The sequence below is a fragment of the Enterococcus sp. AZ104 genome, from assembly GCF_050546705.1.
GTDB lineage: Bacteria > Bacillota > Bacilli > Lactobacillales > Enterococcaceae > Enterococcus > Enterococcus faecalis.
Window position 1 is genome coordinate 1,362,340 of record NZ_CP172952.1, and the last position, 21,003, is coordinate 1,383,342.

General features: G+C 38.8%; 20 protein-coding genes. All 20 read right to left on the reverse strand.

Going from position 1 to position 21,003, the window contains the following annotated elements; translation table 11 throughout:
- Positions 1-71 precede the first annotated feature (71 nt).
- The 20 genes from pflB to eutS all read right to left on the reverse strand — a co-directional run bounded on the left by pflB (position 72) and on the right by eutS (position 20,879).
- A complete protein-coding gene (gene pflB / locus IGJ37_RS06585) occupies positions 72-2,318 on the reverse strand; it encodes a formate C-acetyltransferase (protein WP_002357529.1) in 2,247 nt (748 codons plus the stop codon).
- Positions 2,319-2,607: 289 nt separating this feature from the next.
- Entirely contained in the window at positions 2,608-5,070 is a 2,463-nt protein-coding gene (gene parC, locus IGJ37_RS06590; protein WP_002357527.1) for a DNA topoisomerase IV subunit A, read from the reverse strand.
- Between the two features lie 12 nt (positions 5,071-5,082).
- Entirely contained in the window at positions 5,083-7,140 is a 2,058-nt protein-coding gene (gene parE, locus IGJ37_RS06595) for a DNA topoisomerase IV subunit B (RefSeq protein ID WP_002381887.1), read from the reverse strand.
- Positions 7,141-7,344: 204 nt separating this feature from the next.
- Complete coding sequence (locus IGJ37_RS06600; RefSeq protein WP_002377361.1) at positions 7,345-7,773, reverse strand: CoA-binding protein; 429 nt, start codon at positions 7,771-7,773, stop codon at positions 7,345-7,347.
- Between the two features lie 87 nt (positions 7,774-7,860).
- A complete protein-coding gene (locus IGJ37_RS06605; protein ID WP_002357522.1) occupies positions 7,861-8,304 on the reverse strand; it encodes an ethanolamine utilization protein EutQ in 444 nt (147 codons plus the stop codon).
- A 12-nt stretch (positions 8,305-8,316) separates the two neighbouring features.
- A complete protein-coding gene (gene eutH / locus IGJ37_RS06610) occupies positions 8,317-9,417 on the reverse strand; it encodes an ethanolamine utilization protein EutH (RefSeq protein ID WP_002357520.1) in 1,101 nt (366 codons plus the stop codon).
- A gap of 12 nt (positions 9,418-9,429) precedes the next feature.
- Positions 9,430-9,693 carry a EutN/CcmL family microcompartment protein gene (locus tag IGJ37_RS06615; RefSeq protein WP_002357519.1) on the reverse strand — a complete coding sequence of 88 codons (264 nt, stop codon included), beginning with the start codon at positions 9,691-9,693 and terminating at the stop codon, positions 9,430-9,432.
- Between the two features lie 12 nt (positions 9,694-9,705).
- Positions 9,706-10,305: a TIGR02536 family ethanolamine utilization protein gene (locus IGJ37_RS06620; RefSeq protein ID WP_325814824.1), complete on the reverse strand. Its 600-nt coding sequence runs from the start codon at positions 10,303-10,305 to the stop codon at positions 9,706-9,708.
- Between the two features lie 14 nt (positions 10,306-10,319).
- A complete protein-coding gene (gene eutD, locus IGJ37_RS06625) occupies positions 10,320-10,955 on the reverse strand; it encodes an ethanolamine utilization phosphate acetyltransferase EutD (protein WP_002357516.1) in 636 nt (211 codons plus the stop codon).
- 3 nt (positions 10,956-10,958) lie between these two features.
- Positions 10,959-11,522 carry a hypothetical protein gene (locus IGJ37_RS06630; protein ID WP_325814825.1) on the reverse strand — a complete coding sequence of 188 codons (564 nt, stop codon included), beginning with the start codon at positions 11,520-11,522 and terminating at the stop codon, positions 10,959-10,961.
- Positions 11,523-11,589: 67 nt separating this feature from the next.
- A complete protein-coding gene (locus IGJ37_RS06635) occupies positions 11,590-11,880 on the reverse strand; it encodes a BMC domain-containing protein (RefSeq protein ID WP_002357513.1) in 291 nt (96 codons plus the stop codon).
- Between the two features lie 123 nt (positions 11,881-12,003).
- Positions 12,004-13,482 carry an acetaldehyde dehydrogenase (acetylating) gene (locus IGJ37_RS06640; protein WP_002371118.1) on the reverse strand — a complete coding sequence of 493 codons (1,479 nt, stop codon included), beginning with the start codon at positions 13,480-13,482 and terminating at the stop codon, positions 12,004-12,006.
- Positions 13,473-13,991, reverse strand: coding sequence for a BMC domain-containing protein (locus IGJ37_RS06645; RefSeq protein WP_252671075.1), 519 nt, complete (start codon positions 13,989-13,991; stop codon positions 13,473-13,475). Before IGJ37_RS06645 ends, IGJ37_RS06640 begins: the two co-directional genes overlap by 10 nt.
- 13 nt (positions 13,992-14,004) lie before the next feature.
- A complete protein-coding gene (eutL, locus tag IGJ37_RS06650; protein ID WP_002357509.1) occupies positions 14,005-14,658 on the reverse strand; it encodes an ethanolamine utilization microcompartment protein EutL in 654 nt (217 codons plus the stop codon).
- Positions 14,659-14,671: 13 nt separating this feature from the next.
- Positions 14,672-15,583 (reverse strand): ethanolamine ammonia-lyase subunit EutC, encoded by a 912-nt coding sequence (eutC, locus tag IGJ37_RS06655; protein WP_002404304.1) that lies wholly within the window; start codon positions 15,581-15,583, stop codon positions 14,672-14,674.
- Between the two features lie 17 nt (positions 15,584-15,600).
- A complete protein-coding gene (locus IGJ37_RS06660) occupies positions 15,601-16,965 on the reverse strand; it encodes an ethanolamine ammonia-lyase subunit EutB (RefSeq protein ID WP_252671076.1) in 1,365 nt (454 codons plus the stop codon).
- Between the two features lie 17 nt (positions 16,966-16,982).
- On the reverse strand, positions 16,983-18,431 hold the full coding sequence (gene eutA / locus IGJ37_RS06665) for an ethanolamine ammonia-lyase reactivating factor EutA (RefSeq protein ID WP_252671077.1): 1,449 nt from the start codon (positions 18,429-18,431) through the stop codon (positions 16,983-16,985).
- Between the two features lie 66 nt (positions 18,432-18,497).
- Positions 18,498-19,931 carry a sensor histidine kinase gene (locus IGJ37_RS06670; RefSeq protein ID WP_002366726.1) on the reverse strand — a complete coding sequence of 478 codons (1,434 nt, stop codon included), beginning with the start codon at positions 19,929-19,931 and terminating at the stop codon, positions 18,498-18,500.
- The gene (locus IGJ37_RS06675; RefSeq protein WP_002384488.1) at positions 19,932-20,504 is read right to left on the reverse strand and encodes an ANTAR domain-containing response regulator; all 573 of its coding nucleotides are present in this window, start codon (positions 20,502-20,504) and stop codon (positions 19,932-19,934) included.
- A 27-nt stretch (positions 20,505-20,531) separates the two neighbouring features.
- Positions 20,532-20,879 (reverse strand): ethanolamine utilization microcompartment protein EutS, encoded by a 348-nt coding sequence (gene eutS, locus IGJ37_RS06680; RefSeq protein WP_002345864.1) that lies wholly within the window; start codon positions 20,877-20,879, stop codon positions 20,532-20,534.
- Positions 20,880-21,003 lie beyond the last annotated feature (124 nt).

Below are 21,003 nucleotides of genomic sequence, written 5' to 3' on the forward strand. Positions count from 1 at the left end.
TCCCTCTTCTTTCAAACGAAAAGGATGACACGTTGAATGTCACCCTTTCAGTTAAATAATGTAAATGTTTTTTATAGTCTGTCGTGTGAAGTTCTTGAAATAACGTCTGCTTGTTGTTCAGGAGTTAAGTCACGGAATTTCACGGCATATCCAGATACACGGATAGTTAAGTTTGGATATTTTTCTGGATGTGCTTGTGCATCTAATAATAATTCGTTTGTAAATACGTTTACGTTTAAGTGGTAACCACCTTTATCGAAGTAGCCATCTAATACGTTACGTAAGTTGTTAATTCTTGTGTCGTCGTCTTTACCTAAACCATTAGGGTTGATGGTTTGTGTATTAGAAATACCATCTAAAGCGATTGTATATTCTAAACGAGCTGTTGAGTTTAATGAAGCTAACAAGCCATTTTTCTCACCTAAGAATTTACCGTCTTGATAACTTGGGTTCGCACCTGGTGCAAGAGGTTTGCCGGCACGACGTCCGTCAGGCGTGTTCCCTGTTGCTTTACCATAAACAACGTTTGAAGTGATTGTTAATAATGAAGTCGTTGGTTTAGAGTTACGGTATGTGTGTTGACGTTTAATTTGTGTCATAAAGTAATCTAAAATCCAGTTAGCCATTGCATCAGCTTCTTCGTTATCGTTTCCGTATGTTGGGAATTCTTTTGTTGGTACATAATCAATTGCCATACCATCTTCGTCACGGATTACTTCTACTTCACCGTGTTTAATTGCCATGATACTATCAGTCGCATGAGAGATTCCGGCAATACCAGTTGCGAATGTCCGTTGTAAATCAGTATCCATTAAAGCTAATTGTGGTGCTTCATATGCATATTTATCATGCATATAATGAATAATGTTTAATGTGTTAACGTACAATTCAGCTAACCAGTCTAAGATGTCTTTATAGCGTTCCATGAATTCGTGGTAATCTAATTTGTCACCAGTCATTGGACGATATTTTGGTGCTACTTGCATTTTAGTTTTTTCGTCGACCCCGCCGTTAATTGCATAAAGAACAGCTTTCGCTAAGTTCGCACGAGCGCCGAAGAATTGCATATCTTTACCCATAACTGTTGCAGAAACACAACATGCGATTGCACAGTCGTCAGAGCCCCAGTTTTCACGTAATAAGTCATCGTTTTCAAATTGGATAGATGAGCTTTCTTTCGCGATTTTAGCTGCATATGTTCTGAAGCCTTCTGGTAAGTGAGAAGAATACAATACAGTTAAGTTCGGTTCTGGAGATGGTCCCATGTTTGTTAATGTGTGTAAGATACGGAAGTCATTTTTGGTAACTAATGAACGACCGTCAATACCCATACCAGCAATAGATAATGTTGCCCAAATTGGATAACCAGAGAATAATTGGTTGTATTCTGGTGTCCGTGCAAATTTAACCATACGTAATTTCATGATTAAATGGTCAATCATTTCTTGTGCTTCGAATTCAGTGATTAAACCCGCTTCTAAGTCACGTTGGATATAGATATCTAAGAATGCTGAGATACGACCAATTGACATTGCCGCACCATTTTGAGATTTAATGGCACCTAGGTAACCAAAGTATAACCATTGGATTGCTTCTTGCGCATTTGCAGCAGGACGAGAAATATCGAAACCATAAGAAGCAGCCATTTGTTTTAAGTCATTTAACGCACGGTATTGTTCAGAAATTTCTTCACGTAAGCGAATAACATCGTCTGTCATTTCTTTGTTACCAGTGTTATCATGATCTTTTTTCTTTTGTTCCATTAAGTAGTCGATACCATATAATGCGATACGACGATAGTCACCAATAATACGGCCACGGCCATAAGCATCTGGAAGACCAGTAATGATTTTGTTTTTACGTGCTAAACGCATTTCAGCTGTGTAGGCATCAAAAACACCTTGGTTATGTGTTTTTCTGTATTCTGTGAAGATTTTTGTCATTTCTTCGTCAGTTTCATAACCATTTGAAACTAAGGCATTGTTCGCCATTTTAATACCACCGAATGGCATAAATGCTTGTTTTAATGGTACATCTGTTTGTAAACCGACAATTTTTTCTTCTTCTTTGATTAAGTAACCAGGTTCATGTGACGTAATAGTTGCTGGGATATCGCTATCCATGTCATAAACGCCATTTTTTTCATGTTGGATTTCAAATAATTCTTGTAGTTTTGTCCATAATTTGTCAGTGCTCGGAGCGATTGGTTCTAAGAAACTGTCGTCGCCTTTGTACTCTGTGTAGTTGTTTTGAATAAAATCACGAGTGTCAACGCTTGTTCTCCATTTGTCGCCTTTAAAGCCTTCCCATTGTTTCATGAAGTGTTTGCCTCCTTAGTTAACTGCTACTTGATTGTATGTAACAGCTTTATGTGATTAGTATAACACATAACCTTTTAGATGCAAGCGTTTTTTTATTATTTATTGCACTTTCTTAATAAATAAATGGGGAGCGAAGATTCTAAACGCTGATATATAAACATTTATACTTGTGAAAATAAGAACGATTTATAGTTGTTATCACTTGTGAAAAATGTACTTCTGTATTAAAAACAGCAGCCATCTGTATTAATACAGATGGCTGCTGTGGAGATATTTATAACACAGTTTAGTTTGTTTGTTCTTCTTCAATCACTGCAGAATGCATCTCGTGGACTTCCATTACTTGGCCATCTTTTTGTTCATCGATGACAAAGGAACCGTTGGATGTTCGTTCACTGATTGGATAGTTTTTCGACTGAATAACTTCTTGTGTGCCTTTTTGCGTAGTAACTAATAAATCTAAATCGGTACTTTCAGACATAAAGACAACACGATGTGGATTTTTCTTCAATTCCCGCAAGACCATTAGTCCACGTTTTGCTCGTCCTAATTGTGTTAATTCTTGGGCTAACATGCGTTTAACACCGCCACGTTGGGTAACGATGACAATCGGTGTATCCCCTTCAGAATGAACCAGTAAACCATTAACGACATAATCGTCTTCTTTGAGATTCATTGATTTAACTCCAGCCGCTTTACTACCCACGACTGGTACTTCATATAATGGATAACGTAAGCCAAAACCGCGATTGCTAACGAGGAAAACATCCAATAAGTCTTGATCATTTGTTAAATAAACATTGGTAATTTCATCTTGGTCTGATTTTAATTTCATACAAGATGTCGGGCGGCTCTTATAAGTGCGCCAAGGCTCAAAATCAGCCATTTTGGTTTGTTTAATCATGCCAGCTTTTGTAATGAAAACAAAGGTTTTTGTCGGACTTAACTCTTTATAAGGATATACAGCAATAATCGATTCATCGATAGCAAGATTTAAAATGGTTTGAGAAATATGTTCGCCAATTTCTTTCCAGCGTAAATCTGGCAACTCATGGACGGGGCGATAGATCATATTCCCTTTATTTGTTACTAGTAAAAGATGATCTAATGTATTGACTTCGCCAGCATATAGTAAAAAGTCGCCTTCTTTCATGCCGATTTCTTCTGGTTTTGATGCTGTATAAGAACGAATACTACTCCGCTTGATATAGCCTTCGTGCGTCACGGTTACGACCACGTCTTCCTGTGCAACTAACACGGCTGTTTCAATCTTGATTTCTTGGATTTCCTCTTCAATTTGAGTTAAGCGCGGATTGCCATATTGCTTTTTAACTTCGCGAAGTTCTTTTTTCATGACTGAGAATAGTTCTTTTTCATTGTTTAAAATGTTCAATAACTCAGCAATTTGTTGTTCTAAAGTTTTCGCTTCTTCTTGTAAATCAGTAATATCTGTATTAGTTAAACGGTATAGCTGTAAAGTAACGATTGCTTCAGCTTGTTCTTCAGTAAACGCATAGTCGGATACTAAGTTCTTCTTCGCATCTTTTTTATCTTTACTGCCACGGATTGTTGCAATCACTTTATCTAAGATAGACAATGCTTTAATTAAACCAGCAACAATGTGCTCACGTTTGCGAGCTTTGTCCAACTCAAATTGACAACGGTTAATGATAACTGATTTGCGATGCGTAATGTAACTTTCTAAAATCCGTTTTAGGCCCACTTGTTGCGGGGTCATGTTGTCGATGGCTACCATGTTAAAGTTGTAATTGATTTGCAATTCAGTGTTTTTAAATAGATAATTTAAAATACCTTCTGCATTGACATCTTTTTTTAGTTCAACAACAATTTGCAAGCCAGTTCTGTCACTTTCGTCACGAACTTCGGCAATGCCGTCTACTTTTTTATTTAAACGGATTTCATCCATCTTCTTCACTAGCGTTGCTTTGTTGACTTCATAAGGAATTTCAGAAATGACAATTTGTTGTTTGCCGCCTTTTAAAGGCTCAATCTTTGTCTTCGCACGTAAAATTACTTTACCACGGCCGGTTTCGTAGGCTTTTTTAATTTCTGCTTTTCCTTGTAGAATCCCACCTGTTGGGAAATCTGGTCCTGGAATGTATTCCATTAATTTCTCTAAACTTGCATTAGGATGATCAATTAAATACACAGTTCCATCAATGATTTCCGCTAAATTATGCGTAGGAATTTCTGTTGCATAACCTGCTGAAATCCCCGTTGAGCCATTTACCAATAAATTAGGATATTTGGCTGGTAAAACAGTGGGTTCTTTTTCTGTATCGTCAAAATTCCAGACGAAATCGACGGTATTTTTGTCGATATCTTTTAACAACTCACCACTTAACTGTGATAAACGAGCTTCTGTATAACGCATCGCCGCTGGTGGATCGCCATCCATACTTCCGTTGTTTCCGTGCATTTCAATTAGTACTTCCCGTAATTTCCAGTCTTGACTTAGACGGACCATCGCTTCATAAATACTACTGTCGCCATGGGGATGATAATTCCCCATAATGTTTCCGACAGATTTTGCTGATTTACGAAAGCCTTTATCAAAGGTATTGCCGTCTTTATTCATTGAAAAGAGAATGCGGCGTTGTACTGGTTTTAGCCCATCTCGAATATCTGGTAGGGCCCGTTCTTGAATGATGTATTTGGAATATCTTCCAAAACGATCGCCCATTACTTCTTCAAGGGTTAATTCTTGAACTTCTTGGCGTTTTTCCAAAATTGTCACTCCCTACTCTATGTCAAACAAACTGATTTCAGTGTCATCGGTTTGTTCTGCTTCTTTTGTTTTTTCCGCATCTAAAAGACTTTCTCCTGTTGGTGCAGAAGTGTCTTCTTCTGAACGATCTAAAATACTGCCATCTTCTTCCAACGTAAATTGAACATGTTGCTCAATCCATTTTCGACGAGGTTCGACTTTGTCGCCCATTAATGTGGTCACACGGCGTTCTGCTTGAGCTGCATCATCAATCCGAACACGAATTAAGGTTCTAGTTTCAGGATCCATCGTTGTTTCCCAAAGTTGTTCTGCATTCATTTCCCCCAGACCTTTATAGCGTTGGAGCATATAGCCTTTACCAACTTTATCAATCACTTCTGCCAATTCACCATCGGTCCAAGCATACTCAATGACTGATTTTTTTCCAGTTCCTTTAGAGACTTTATAAAGTGGTGGTAAGGCAATGTAGACTTTGCCGGCTTCAATTAATGGTTTCATATAACGATAGAAGAACGTTAATAGCAACACTTGAATATGGGCACCATCGGTATCCGCATCGGTCATGATGATGATTTTATCATAATTACAATCTTCAATTGAAAATTCAGGACCGACGCCTGCGCCAATTGTATAGATCATAGTATTGATTTCTTCGTTTTTCAAGATGTCTTGCATTTTCGCTTTTTCCGTATTAATGACTTTTCCTCGTAGCGGTAAAATGGCTTGAAACTTCCGGTCGCGTCCTTGTTTTGCTGAGCCACCGGCCGAGTCTCCTTCGACAAGATATAGTTCATTTTTCTTAGGATTTCTAGATTGAGCCGGTGTTAATTTTCCAGAAAGTAACGATTCACCTTTTTTCCGTTTTTTACCGTTCCGGCTTTCTTCACGAGCTTTGCGAGCCGCTTCACGGGCTTCACGGGCTTTAATCGCTTTCCGAATTAATGATTGACTCATTTCACTGTTTTCTTGTAAATAGAAGCCCATTTGTTCGCCTACGACGTTATCGACAACGGTTCTTGCTAAAGGTGTACCTAATTTTCCTTTGGTTTGGCCCTCAAACTGTAGTAAGTTTTCTGGTACTCGAATAGAAAGGACGGCTGCTAAGCCTTCACGGAAGTCGCTACCTTCTAAATTTTTATCTTTTTCTTTTAATAGTCCTACTTTACGTGCATATTCATTGTACGCCTTTGTCATTGACGTTTTCATACCGACTTCGTGGGTACCGCCATCTTTTGTGCGGACATTGTTAACGAAAGATAAAACATTTTCAGAATAGCCATCGTTGTATTGATAGGCTAATTCAACTTCAATACCTTCTTTGGCTCCTGAAAAATAAACAACGGGTGTTAATGTATCTTTTTCTTCATTTAGATAGGCAACAAATTCTTTAATGCCTTCTTCGTAGTGAAAGACTTCTTCTTTGGGTTCTTCTCCACGTTCATCTGTTAAAGTAATTTTGACGCCTTTTAATAAGAAAGCTGATTCTCTCAAACGTTCTGCTAAAATTTCGTAAGAAAAATTTGTCGTAGAGAAAATGGTGTCGTCAGGTAAAAAAGTAACGGAGGTGCCGTTGCGTTTTTTTGTTTTGCCGATTTTTTTTAAGGTACCAACTGGTTTACCGCCGTCCTCAAATCGTTCCATGTATTCTACGCCATCACGAACAATATGAACTTCTAACCACTTAGATAAGGCATTAACAACACTGGCACCCACCCCATGGAGTCCGCCTGAAGTTTTATAGCCACCTTGGCCAAACTTACCACCCGCATGTAAGACAGTAAAAATTACTTCTACTGTTGGGATACCAGAAGCATGCATCCCTGTTGGCATTCCGCGGCCAGAGTCTGCAACACAAATACTATTATCTTTTTGGATAGTTACGTTGATTTCATTCCCGTAGCCAGATAACGCTTCATCGACTGCGTTATCGACAATTTCATAGACTAAGTGATGGAGTCCACGGCTATCGGTTGAACCGATATACATACCAGGTCTTTTCCTCACTGCTTCCAATCCTTCTAGGACTTGGATAGAGGCATCATTGTACTCATTGTTAATTTTTTTAGCCAAAGAAAAAACTCCTTATACTTAGATTCTCGTTTAGTTAATAAGCGTACATTAACTATTTCTTAAAGAATTAGAAGAAGAGTGAGCCGGTTTCTTGCGTTTTCCGTTCGCTCCTTCTAAAACCATCATTACAATAATACTCTATCTGGGTCAAAAAAAAAAGAGCTTTCCGTTCAGGACGCTCTTTCTTTATAAAATTACACGTGTTTATTCAGCATCTGCCATTTTTGCCAATTCAATTTTAATACAACGGTCCATAATAACTTGACGACCTTCATTTAATAACAAGTTCGCTGCCTCTTCGTTTTCCAAACCTAGTTGGGCCCAAAAGACAGGCGCTTCTGTTTTCAATGTTTCTGCGGCCACTTCTGGCAAAAATTCACTCCGCCGAAAGACGTCAACAATATCAATCTTTTCAGGAATCTCTGTTAATGCCCCATAAACCGTTTCGCCAAGCACCGTTTCACCTTTTAAAACTGGATTGACAGGCAATACACGATAGCCATGTTGCTGTAAAATTTCCGCAATTTTGTAACTTGTGCGGTCGGGCTTGTTACTCAAACCAACCACCGCAATATTTTTTGCTTGTTTTAGAATATCAAAAATTTGATTTTGACTTGGATTCTCAAATGTCATTCACTCAACCCCTTTTTTCGTTCTTATTTATTATAACGCTGAGTAAAGGGTTTTGGCAAAATTATTCTCTGACTGCCGGTAAAATAATTATTGGCTTTGCCAATCTGCTGGATAGGTCACGTAGACAAAGCGGGCATCACCCGTCACTGAAAATTGAATTTTGCTACTTTTCGGGATTAAAATAATTTCGCCGGCTGTTGCAGAAATTTTACGTCCGTCAATCAGTATATCTAATTGTCCTGAAATAATATAATCAATTTCATCGTATTCTAGTGTCCAGTCGAAGGTGGTATCTTTCATCACCATTAAACCGCAACCAAGGCGCGGGCTTTCTTCTAAAGAAAACAGATCTTTTGTGTAAACAATGTCCGCTGGGTTGCCTGTATCTAAGCGATCGTCTTCTGTTACGTCGATTTCGGGTAATTTGATGGACATAATTCCACTTGGATCCACTTGTTTAGTCGGCATTAATTTTTCTGTGACAATTTGTCGAACAAGCGTTTCAATCATTTCACGATTTAATTCTGTCATATTTACACCTCATTATTTCACTTCTGTTTCGGGTTTCCCTAGCATTCGATTTGCCATAAAGATAGCCACAAAAATGGCGGTAATCCCTCCAACTAATTTGCCAACAATCATTGGAAAAATCATTTCTTTTGCTACGCCTGCAGTAAAACCAAGGTGGTCACCTAAAACGAAAGAAGCCGAAACAGCAAAAGCGATATTAATAATTTTTCCTCGATTATCCATGTCTTTTAACATTTGGAACATGGGAATATTGTTAGCTAATGTAGCAACCATTCCTGCAGCCGCTACTTCATTCATTCCTAAAACTTTTCCTAGTTTCATCAATGGTTTATTAAAGACTTTCGTAATCACTGCTACTAAACAGAAAGCGCCAGCTAAAGTTAAAGCAATCCCGCCAACGACTTCAATTCCTTCAGTAACTGGTGCAATACCAGGAATCACTGTAATTCCTAATAATAGTTGAATCGCCCCCACAACTAAACCAAAGATAGCGACAATCACTACGCCTTGACCAAAAATTTGGAAGCCTTTAATCATGCCTTTTGGCGCTAACCATAAACCTAAAATAATTAAAGCGGCAACAATAATAATTGGAATTAAGTTAGGAATAATCAATGACAATGGCATGCCAGCTGTTAAACCGCCTGCTAATAAACCAAAAGGAATTGTAATAATCCCGCTCAAAACACCTGTTGCTAAGAATTGTTGGTCATCTTTTTGGATAATGCCAAGCGCTACTGGAATTGTAAAGACTAACGTTGGCCCCATCATTGCACCTAAGATTGCCCCCGCAAATAAACCAGCTTGTGGATCATTGGCTAATTGTTGCGCTAACGCAAAGCCCCCCATATCATTAGCCAATAAGGTTGTGGCAAACATTGCTGGATCAGCCCCTAGTAATTCATAGACAGGAACGACAATCGGACTTAAAAGATTGGCTAAGACAGGCGCTAAAGTGATAATCCCTACCATAGAAAGCGCTAGAGAACCCATAGCCATAATCCCTTCCTCAAATTGCTCCCCTAAACCTAGTTTGTTGCCAATACATTTATCGATTCCTCCAATAATCATGAAAAGAACCATAATATACATAATAATTTCATTAATGCTCATGTCTCGTCCTCCCTATTCTTCCTCTGTAGAATCAATGACACCAACAATCATTGCATCAATTGGGACATTCGGATCTTCTGCCGAAATACGGGCAGCATTGCCTTGACTAATTAACACTTTGTCCCCGACACCAGCTCCAGCGTTGTCAGCAGCAATTAAAAATCCTTGCTTTTCGTCCTCTTGATTCAAAATATCAACCATCATAAATTTCCAGCCATTTAATTTTTCATCTTTTCTTGTTGACCAAAGGCTACCAGTCACTTTTCCTAAAAGCATCGTTTTTCCTCCTTACGTCAGCAATTGATGTTTCCTAGCATAATCTTTCGCTAACGGGGTTAAATAGGCATTTTTACTTAAAGAAACACCTGATTCTGTCATTCTTATCAATTGTTTTTCAGTAATGTAGGTTCGTTTGGTCTCAGCCAAAGAACGAAGTTGTTTTTGACAGGCCGCCTGAAACATAGCGTAATTTTCTGAATCATGATAAAAAATCAGCCCAAACTGTTGGCACATGTCCACGTTTTCCTGAATCGTTTGTTTCAAACGATACTTCAATCGTGAATTTTTAGTCACTGAAGGTATTGGGGTTAAAACCAATACCGGCTTACCTTCAAATAAGAATGCTAAGATGTTTTTGACTAATGCATCCGTTTCCTGTAAATGCGCAATCGCATTTACTTGGGAAATCGTTAGCCTATTTACAACCAAACCTCGTGCTTGCTTCTGCTCTTTGGTTACCCAATTTACATCAGGAAAACGAACAAACATTTCTTCAGGAAATGCTTCTTTTGCTTCTGCTAAAGCCACTGAATAAGACGACGACAGCAATTGTTGACAAATTTGATCAGTAATCTGTTGAATCAAATTTTCCATTTCAGAAACGTTCATTGTTCTTCCTCCTTTTACTTAAGAATATAGCCACGAGCTCCTTTAGTTAAGCCGCAAGCGTTGGCTTCATCGTAGTCAATGTGCATGTACGTTGCAAATCGCGGACTGATTCGCACAACTACATCATCGAAGATTAACGGACGTGTGCCTTCCACTTTGACTTGCACAATTTGGCTATTGCTTACTTTATTTTTTAAGGCGTCTTCGGGTGTCATGTGAATATGACGTTTGGCAACAATTAAGCCGTGACTTAATGTCACAACTGCTGATCCGTTCATCAGCGTGACGCCTGGTGTCCCTTCTGTCTTGCCACTCTCTCTAACTGGGGCATTAATTCCTAAAATACGCGTATCTGTCATAGAAACTTCGACTTGTGATTCGCTACGTTCAGGGCCTAAAATAACCACATTTTGAAAAAGTCCTTTAGGTCCAGCAACCGTAATTCGTTCTTTACAAACGAACTGTCCAGGTTGTGATAAATCTTTCACTTTTGTTAGTTGATATCCTGGTCCAAATAATGCATCAATCTCTTGACGAGACAAATGAACATGTCGGCCAGAAGCTTCAACTTCAAAAGTATTTTGTTGTTGTTGCTGAATTCGTTTAACAACTTCTTCAACAATTTCATTCATTGAATCCAATTTGTTCATCTCCTAGTTTCGTGATATTTCAGCCATGGTGCTAATTAATTCTGTAGCCCAAGATTGAAAAAGGCCGAACAGTTGTGATTCTCCTTTTAACTGGAGAATAATTTTATCTAGTTGTAATTGAATTTCTTTTGAGGAATAGCGCCATTGTCTTTGTTGGTTAGTTAGAATACTTACCTTTGATTCCAAAATGACTGGTTCCATTACAAGCGACTGTTCTAAAATAAATTTCTCTAACCACAGTTGTTGTTGTTCGAAATATAACCAACCTTCTGTTGATAACGCTTCATTCGTTAAGAAAGGCAAATACAATAGATGGCTTAAGTGCCGAATCTCATAAATTGTTTCTTTTGATAAATGTTTTTGTTTTTGTGAGGAGGCCTTCACTGAATGAACCTCAGAAAGCAATGGGTTTGTTGAAGAGAAGCTGCTATTAATCCGATGCTCGCGTAGATAGCTTTTGGCGGCTGGCGTCAGAAAACTGCCTACAGGAAACACAAAATCCGTGCCATCTTCTAGTTCTTTTTTAAGCCTTTTGTTGCGAAGCATATCTTCTGTAATAACTGTCATAACACCCCTCCTCAATGAAAGTTTAGGACAGAAGTAATGAACCTACCTCTGCCCCAAAAAATCAAAATTATAATTCAGTTGTTGCGTGTGGTAAAATAGCGTCTACTTCTGTATGTGGACGTGGAATTACATGGACAGATAATAATTCGCCAACACGTTCTGCTGCGGCAGCACCAGCATCTGTTGCTGCTTTTACAGCACCAACGTCACCGCGAACCATTACTGTAACTAAACCGCCACCGACTTGTTCTTTTCCAATTAAAGTAACGTTTGCCGCTTTCACCATTGCATCGGCTGCTTCGACAGCACCTACTAAACCACGAGTTTCGATCATTCCTAAAGCATTTGTACTTGACATTATAATTTCCTCCTAAGATGTATGTTTTATTTTTAAAAATTTGGGACAATTATCAATTTGACTTAGGTCCCAAACCCTAAATCCAATAATTCATTTGTTTTACTCTTACTCGCTCGTTTCTTGTTAGTTTAAGCGAGCTAAAACTTGAGCTACCACGGCATTTACTAGTTCTTCTTGATTGGTTGTTTCGCAAGAAGTAGCCACAGATGTGGTTGATGTTTGACCAAATTCTTGACGAATCTCTTCTAAATCACGCACGCCATATGCAACACGACGTAAATTGAACAGATTTTCAACCCCAATATTATCAGAAGTTGAGCTGCCACCAACTGCGCCACAACCAAGTGTTAATGCTGGCACTAAGTTAGTTGAAGCACCAATTCCGCCAAGTGTACCAGAGGTGTTAACAAGCAAACGAGAGACGGGTTTTCTTAAGCCAAATTCACGAATGACTTCTTTGTTTTCTGTGTGAATACCCATCGTATGACCCGCACCTTCACCTTTCAAAATTTCAATTGATAACGCGCAAGCTGCTTCCCAGTTTTCAACTGTATAGAAAGCAATAATCGGTGCCAATTTTTCTCTTGAAAATGGATATTTCAAGCCTACATGTGTTTCTTCGGCAACAATTAAGCGGCGATCTTTTGGAATAGATAAACCAACTAATGAAGCAATATGTTGAACGGAACGTCCTACGATTTGCGGGTTCATTGTACCGTTTGGTCGTAAAATAAATTTAGCTAATTTGTCGGCTTCGGCTGGACTTAAGAAATACGCGCCCTGCTTAATTAACTCTTCTTTGACCGCTTCACGGTTGACAGTTTCAACAATAATTGATTGTTCCGATGCACAAATTGTACCGTTATCGAAAGTTTTTGAATCCATTATCTGTTTCACTGCATGAGGAACATTTGCGCTTCGTTCGATGTAGGCTGGTCCATTACCAGGCCCAACACCGATTGCTGGTGTTCCAGAAGAGTACGCTGCTTTAACCATTGCGTTTCCACCAGTAGCTAAAATTAAATTTGTTTCTTTATTTTTCATTAATTCGCTGGTCGCTTGCATGGTTGGCGTTTTGATGACCGAGACACAACCTTCTGGTGCCCCTGCAGCAATAGCCGCTTTTTGGATGATTTCTACTGTTTCAATAATCGATTTCAACGCATTGGGATGTGGTGAAAAAACAATGCTGTTGGCAGCTTTTAATGAAATTAATGCTTTGTAAATGACTGTTGATGTCGGGTTGGTAGAAGGAATTAATCCTGCAATTACACCAACTGGGACAGCAATTTCAGTGACTTTTTTGGCAGCATCATCATTGATCACACCAACTGTAGGTTTGTCCTTCATTTCGTCATATACTACTTTTGAAGCGAAAGCATTTTTGATGATTTTATCTTCATAGATACCAAATCCTGTTTCTTCATTGGCCATTTTCGCTAACTTTTCTCGTTGGTTAAACGTAGCCTCTGAAACTGCTTGGACAATCGCATCGATTTGTTTTTGCGAAAATGTTGCTAATACTTGCTGTGCCTCTTTGGCTTTTCTGATTAAATTTCTTGTTTCTTGGATGGAACGTAAGTCTTTATCTACTAATTCCACTCGTCTTCACTTCTTTCTATTTCAGCCATGATTGCTTGAATTAAAGCTTCTTTATTGGCAAATTTAATCTCACTTTTCTTTAAACTACTTAGGTTCATTTTGTAGGCTTGTTTGCGTAAATCAACCACGCGTTGTGTTTCTAATTTTTTGCGTGTGCCAGTGTGTTCTTCCAAATCTGGTGTTTCAATCTCTTCTTCAATTACTTCTACTGGTTCCATCGGTTCAGGTGCTGACTTGGGTTCTGGATCTGATAAAATCACTTCCGTTTGAGCATCAACCCGTGAGATCACATGATGAGCAATTAAACAGTTTAATTCTTTAGCTACTTCCGTGCCTACTTCAACGGCAGCTTGGACCGCGGCAACGTCACCAATCAGCTCCACAGTTGTTAAACCGCCATTAATAATTTCAGCTTTTAACAAAGTAACGTCGGCGGCTTTCAATGCCGCATCGGCCACACTAATGGCACCTAAAAATCCTTTGACTTCGACCATTCCTAATGCTTTCATTCAGGTCACATCCTTAATAACTCAACGGATTGTCAGCGATATTTTGAATGACTTGTTCAAACGCACTGCAAGCAGCTTTACATGCAGATTGACTACCTGTCAATAAGGCGCCGCCAAAGTTCGTTTCAGAAGGTGGGCCATAAAAGACACCCATTTGAACATCGGCAGCTTTCATTGCTGCATCTAAGCCAACCATTGCTTCTAGCGGTGGAGCAATCAGATAAGCAATCGCTTCACCTTCAGGAATATTCGCTTGTTCAGATAAAAAGCTACCCGTTCTTGATACTACATGTGCAAAATAAACAATGCTGTCATCTTCGTTAGCACTATAGAAGCTGGCTTCTTCTTCAATGACTTGCGTAATGACACTCAAGCCACTATTGACTTCGGCAGGACTCGGACCAGCAATAATGCCAATCACTTCACCGGCTAATTTGGTTGAAGCATTTGCTGCGCCAGCATACATACTTTTACCGTAAACTACAGTAACATCGGCGGCTTTGGTTGCTTCATCTAATGCAACATAAGTGACATCATCACAATCTGAAGTAACAATTCCTAATGAGCGATGTTCTGGTTTCAATGATAATTCTTTTGCTAATGCCGGATCGACATTGGGAATGACTTTCATACTTAGGACATTTGCGCCTAGACGATCATTTTTCATGAGAAATCCTCCTTTATTCAGCTTCTTTTAAATCAATACCAGATTTTTTCTTGTCTAACATTTTTTTGATAATTTCGGCAATGTAGGCCCCTGCTTCAACAGCCGGTGTCCCACCTTTGTGAATATTTGAAATAACTGTCCGCCGTGCTTCTGGCATACCGACAGTTGGTTTGTAAGCAATGTAGGCACTCATAGATTCAGCTGTTACTAAACCAGGACGTTCGCCAACTAGCAAACAAACAACATCAGCGTCAGTGATTTCACCAATTTTATCCATTGCTGGCACACGACAATATTTAACAAAAACTACATTGTCGAAATCTAAGTTGTACATGTTTAATCCTTGTTTAATTGCTGGTAGGACTTCTTTAATATTCGCTTCGATAGCAGCTGAACTAAGGCCATCCCCTACGACCATTTGGATTTTGGCTTTTGGTGTCGTATTTTTCCGAATGATTTCACTATTTTCTTCATCAAATTGACGACCATAATCTGGACGTGTTAAATATTCATCTTTACTGTTACAGATTGTTTTTGTAGAAATAAAATTCATTTCTTTTACCAAGTCTTCGCTTACGTCTGAAAAGACCGCATCTTGTGCTGCCGCATGGTCCGCTCGGAAACGTAATGTTGAACTAGTCATATAACGCGTCCCTGCACGACCAACGCCTAAACGAGCTGGCGAGAAAGCTTTCATTTTTAATAGTGCTTCAGGATCTACGGCATTTTTCAATAGTAATTGTTTACGTAAATCTACTTCAGTAATGTCAGGAATTAGGCCTTCTTCAATTTCTGTCGTTTCAGTGACGTTTGTTGTGACTGGTTTTTCTTCGGCAGTCACAGTGGCAGTCGAAACCGCTTGATTGTCAGCGACCATTTCTGTTAAAATTCCGGCAATCATTTCTTTTAATTCTTTTTCGTTCATTTGTATTCTCACCTCGTTTATTTAATAAATACAGATGCATCGCCAGCGCGACTTGTTAATTTTCCGTTTTCCATTAAGCCCATTTTTTCCATCCATTCTTCAAATTCTTTAATTGGACGTAAGCCTAATGTTTCACGAATCGTCGCAGTTTCATGGAACCCAGTTGTTTGATAATTTAACATGACATCATCGCCATGAGGAATCCCCATGATATACGTACAACCAGCTGTTGCTAATAACATTGCTAAGTTTTCCATATCATTTTGATCAGCTTTCATATGGTTGGTGTAGCAGACATCACAACCCATTGAAATTCCTGTTAATTTGCCCATGAAATGATCTTCTAAACCAGCGCGGATGACTTGTTTTGAATCGTAAAGATATTCTGGTCCAATAAAGCCGACAACGGTATTTACAATATACGGATCAAATTTTTTGGCTAAGCCATAACAACGCGCTTCCATTGTCACTTGGTCTGCGCCAAAGTTTGCTTCAGAAGAAAGTTCTGAGCCTTGACCTGTTTCAAAATACATCACATTAGGACCAGCTGCTTGACCACTGTGAAGCGCTAAATCTTGTGCTTCAGCTAAAATTTCTGCATTTAAACCAAATGCTGTGTTCCCTTTTTCTGAACCAGCGATGGATTGAAAGACTAAGCCAGTTGGCGCGCCTTGACGCATGGCTTCCATTTGTGTCGTTACGTGAGCAAGCACGCAAGTTTGTGTTGGAATTTCCCATTCGCTGCGGAACTCTTCAAATTTGTTTAAGATCCGTTTAACACTTTCTGTAGAATCATCAACAGGATTCAAACCAATTAACGCATCACCGGCGCCATAAGAAAGACCTTCCATAACTGATGCCATAATGCCATCGACATTATCGGTTGGATGGTTTGGCTGTAAACGATTTGAAAAAGTTCCGGGACGGCCAATCGTTGTGTTGGCGGTTTTTTCAATATTGATTTTTTTTGCGCCAACAATTAGATCCATGTTGGACATTAATTTACAGACAGCAGCAATCATTTCTGAAGTTAGTCCACGGGAAATTTGTTTGATATCAAAATCGGTTGTTTCCGAAGATAAGATAAATTCGCGTAATTCTGCAACTGTCCAATGTTTAATACTTTCAAAAATTCGCATATTGACTTGGTCAATAATAATGCGTGTCACTTCGTCTTCGTCATAATCAACAACGGGATTGTTAAACAAGTCATTTAAGGACAATTCCGATAAAACGACTTTCGCTGCCACGCGTTCTTCGGCTGAATTAGCAGCTACGCCAGCTAACTTGTCGCCAGACTTTTCTTCATTGGCTTTGGCTAAGACTTCTTTAACAGATGTAAATTGATAGACTTTGCCAAATAGTTTGGTTTTTAAAATCATCTTTGTGTCGCTCCTTTTTAATTAAATACTAAGGTCTTAACAATGACCGGAAGGACGGCTCCTTCTGCCACTGGTAAACCGATATCTACATAATCACCGTTTTCTACTTTGACCGAGTCAAGACAGATAAACGGATAGTCTTTTGGCAGATGGGCACTTAAGGCATGCCCTAAAGCTTTCGCCATGTCTTCATCCACCATAACAATAATGGGAATTTGTTCAGCAACTAAACTAGCTAATCCTTCCACAATCCCTTGACCATAGCGTTGAATATCAGCAAATGTTGGATTGCTCATGCCTCTAATTGCTAGGGCAATCTGGGGTGTTTCTTCAATACGATGCCAATTGAGTTTTTCTTGGATTCGCTGGCCTAATTCTGTCACAGTAAGGATTTCATCCTCTTGCGCTAATTTTAGAATTGGGATATTTTTTACCGGCAAAATTTGCTCACGATAAGCGATCGTGCTTCCGCTAATTTCAGCAGTATGTGAACCTGCTCCGACGACCGTCGCTCGGATTGTTTCTGCGCTTTCTAAGACTTCTTTTTCCGAAAAAATCAGTGACTTTCTCAAGTATTTCCCTAAAAGTAAGCCGATGTCCCCATATTTAAAGAGATTCGTACTTGTCGTATTTAAGCAATCAGCCACACCACCAGAAAATGTTACAATTGGTAATTCCCCACCTTTTCGTAGTGGATGATTGGTTACTAATAACTGGTAGAACGGACTTTGTGTCCCCAAGCCAATGCTATTTTCTAACACGGCAACTAATTCCGAAATAATTGGCAGTAAGTTTTGTTCGGTGGCTTGGTCACCAAGGTGCAAGGTTAGCCCTTTTTTATTTATAATTTCTTGAATCTTCGGAGCTATATAGGTGATTTTTTGTTGTTGATCTAATTTAATTAAGCGTCCGCCAATGTCAAAACAAGCCGTATCAATCACTTCACCATCTTTAAAGACAGCTAAATTTGTCGTTCCACCACCAATGTCTAAATTAACCACTGGTTTGCGTTTCGTTTCAGAATAAGTTTGAGCACCAGCGCCTTTCCCGGCAATGATACTTTCTAAATCAGGACCAGCCGTAGCAACGACAAAATCACCTGCATAGCCACTAAGTGCTCGTAGCACATTGTTGGCATTGCTTTTTCGAGCAGTTTCACCTGTGATAATTACCGCACCCATTTGAATATCTTGTTTATGAATGCCTGCTTGGCGATATTGCTCCGCTACAAACGCTTTGATAGGTTCTGCATCAATTTCTGATTGGTTAAGTAAGGGTGTAAAGATAATGTCACTTCGATAAATGACTTTTTTATCAGAAATGCTGATACGTGGTACTGTAAACGCAGAGGCAAAATTTTCAACAGTTAATTCTGACAAGACTAATTGGGTTGTAGACGTCCCTAAATCAATTCCTACGGTTAAAAGTGTTTCCTTCGACATCGCCTGACTCGCCTCCTTTTGCATACAAAAAGGCACTTAAAGAATCGTTAGAAAATTTCTTTCTACTTTTCTTTAAGCGCCTTTGCTTAATCAATGAACAACATCACTGGTGTTCTGTTCGAAATAGAAACAGGTTTTAGTTCCCTGTTTATTGGATTCAATTGTAATTTTTCCTTTTAGTTTATCTTTTACGTAGCTTTTGACAATCATCAAACCTAAACTGGTCTCGTTACTTTGATGAACATCATAGCCTTTACCATTATCTGTAACAGTAATGGTAATCATTTTATTATCTAATGTTCCACTAAGTTTAACAACGCCACTTGTTTGTGGCTCAAATGCATGATCAAAAATGTTTTGTAATAGTTCGTTGACAACAAGGGAAATGGTAACCATTTGTTCGCTAGAAACCATAATGGCTGGATCAACATCCATCATCATCTCAATGGGTTGTGCGCCTTGAAAAAGATGTCTAAAATTATACATCACTGCTTCCAATGTTTGCCGTAAAGCAACGTCATCTTTGACTTGTTTTGACAGCAATTCATGGGTGGCTGCAATCGCCATAATTCGATTGACACTTTCATGAAGGACTTTTTTTGCTTCGGGGCTTTGCGTTCGCCGTTCTTGAATACGCAATAAGGAAACCACCGATTGCAAGTTATTTTTAACACGATGATGAATTTCACGAATCGCAACAGATTTGGAAATAATTTCCGCTTCTTTTTCTTTAAATTCTGTATTGTCTTGAATAATCATAATCAGTTGTTCTTCTGATGCCAACCACACTTTCCGAACCTTAAAATAATAATTAAGGTAGGTCGTTTTGCTTTCAATTGGTTGATTACTCATTTTATATTTCATTTGATACAACACATATTCAAAAGTTGTATAATCGATGGACAAATTGTCATAATTCATTCCAATGATATTATCCCGATAACCAAGTTTGCGATAAAGCTCTTGTGCATTGTGATTGGTAATTAATAAGTGACCCGCCGCATCAAAAATCAAAACGGCTTCTGCCAATTGATCAATAAATAATGCGTCGACTTGACTAGTTGATTTCGCTACTTTTGCTAACTGGCAGTTATTTAGCTCCTCTTTTTGTAAGTCCGCTTGAATCTCTTCATCTGCCGCAATCTCGACAATAATGACACCAATCGTTCGATGTTCATTGCGAATGGGATAGATATTTTGCTTAATCAAACGATTTTCCTGAGTCACTGCTAACAAACCAATGCTATTTAAGCTAGTTTGCATGGTACGCAGAACACCAGGTTCATTTTTTAATAAAGCTTCCATCCCGACGACATCTCCGCTATATAAAGAAGTTGTCTTCGCAGGCGGCTTATGATAAACGACTAGTGCTTGCTGTGACATTTCCTTATACACATCAATAAAAACATCTGCACTTTGATAGAGTGTCGTCGAAGAAAGATAACGTGCTGTACGTTGTAATTCTTTAATGTCTGATTCTGAAAGATTGGTATATTGGTGACATAATTGCTCTAATCGTTTCATTTATTCATCATCCATTACAATCAATTCTGCAATTTCACTCATACGTGCGCGTTTGTTCATACTTAACGTACGCAACATTTGGTAGGCTTCTTCTTCCGATATATGATTTTCTTTTACAAGAATACCTTTGGCTTTTTCGATAATTTTACGTTCTTCTAATTTTAAACTTAATTTATCGATTTGACTTAGTAACAGCTGCGTTTGTTTGCCTCGTTCAATGCTCATTTCAATTGTAGGTATTAATGATTTTTCGTCTAGAGGTTTAACTAAATAACCCAGTGCGCCTAATTTTTTAGCCTTGTCCGTATTTTGTACGTCACTGTATGCAGATAAAAAGACAATACTACTGGCTAGTTGGTCTTGAACAATTTTTTTACCTGCTTTTAGACCATCTAAAATTGGCATTTGAATGTCCATTAATACTAGGTCAGGTTGTGTTTTTTTACATACTTCAATTGCTTCAAAACCATCGGCTGCTTCACCAACTACTTCGTACCCTGCTTCTATCACAATATCACGAATATCGAGTCTCGTAATAGGTTCATCATCGACTATTACAATTCGTCCATCCATTTTCTTCACGCCCTTGTCCTTTCAACGCTATGTTCTGGTAATTTTACAAGTTACAGAAAAGTTTAAAATCTGTTGTAAACCTTCAATCACCGCTTGTAAGGCTGCTTCCACTGAGCTTACGTCACCAGAAATGACTACCGATCCAGAAAAACGATCAATAAAACCGATTTGGATATCTCCGCTTTTAGTCGCAATATCAACAGCGATAATTGCCGCTTCGCTCGGAGTGATTGTCAAAATACCTAGTGCATTGCTGGTGCCTTCTGGCAATCCTAATTTTGTATAAATTTCTTTATTAGGACTAGCAATGATGTGCGCTAACGTTACTTGTTTCCCAGGAACATATTCTTGAATCATTCGTTGTTTTTCTTCCAACCAGACTCGCTCCTTTAATTTAGCAAATAAAAAATCCTCAATAAAAAACGTAAAGGTTCCACTTTCGCTTTCTACTAAGGAGCTTCTTTGCTCTTAAATTTTGAAGCACGCCGTTGTGCTACCC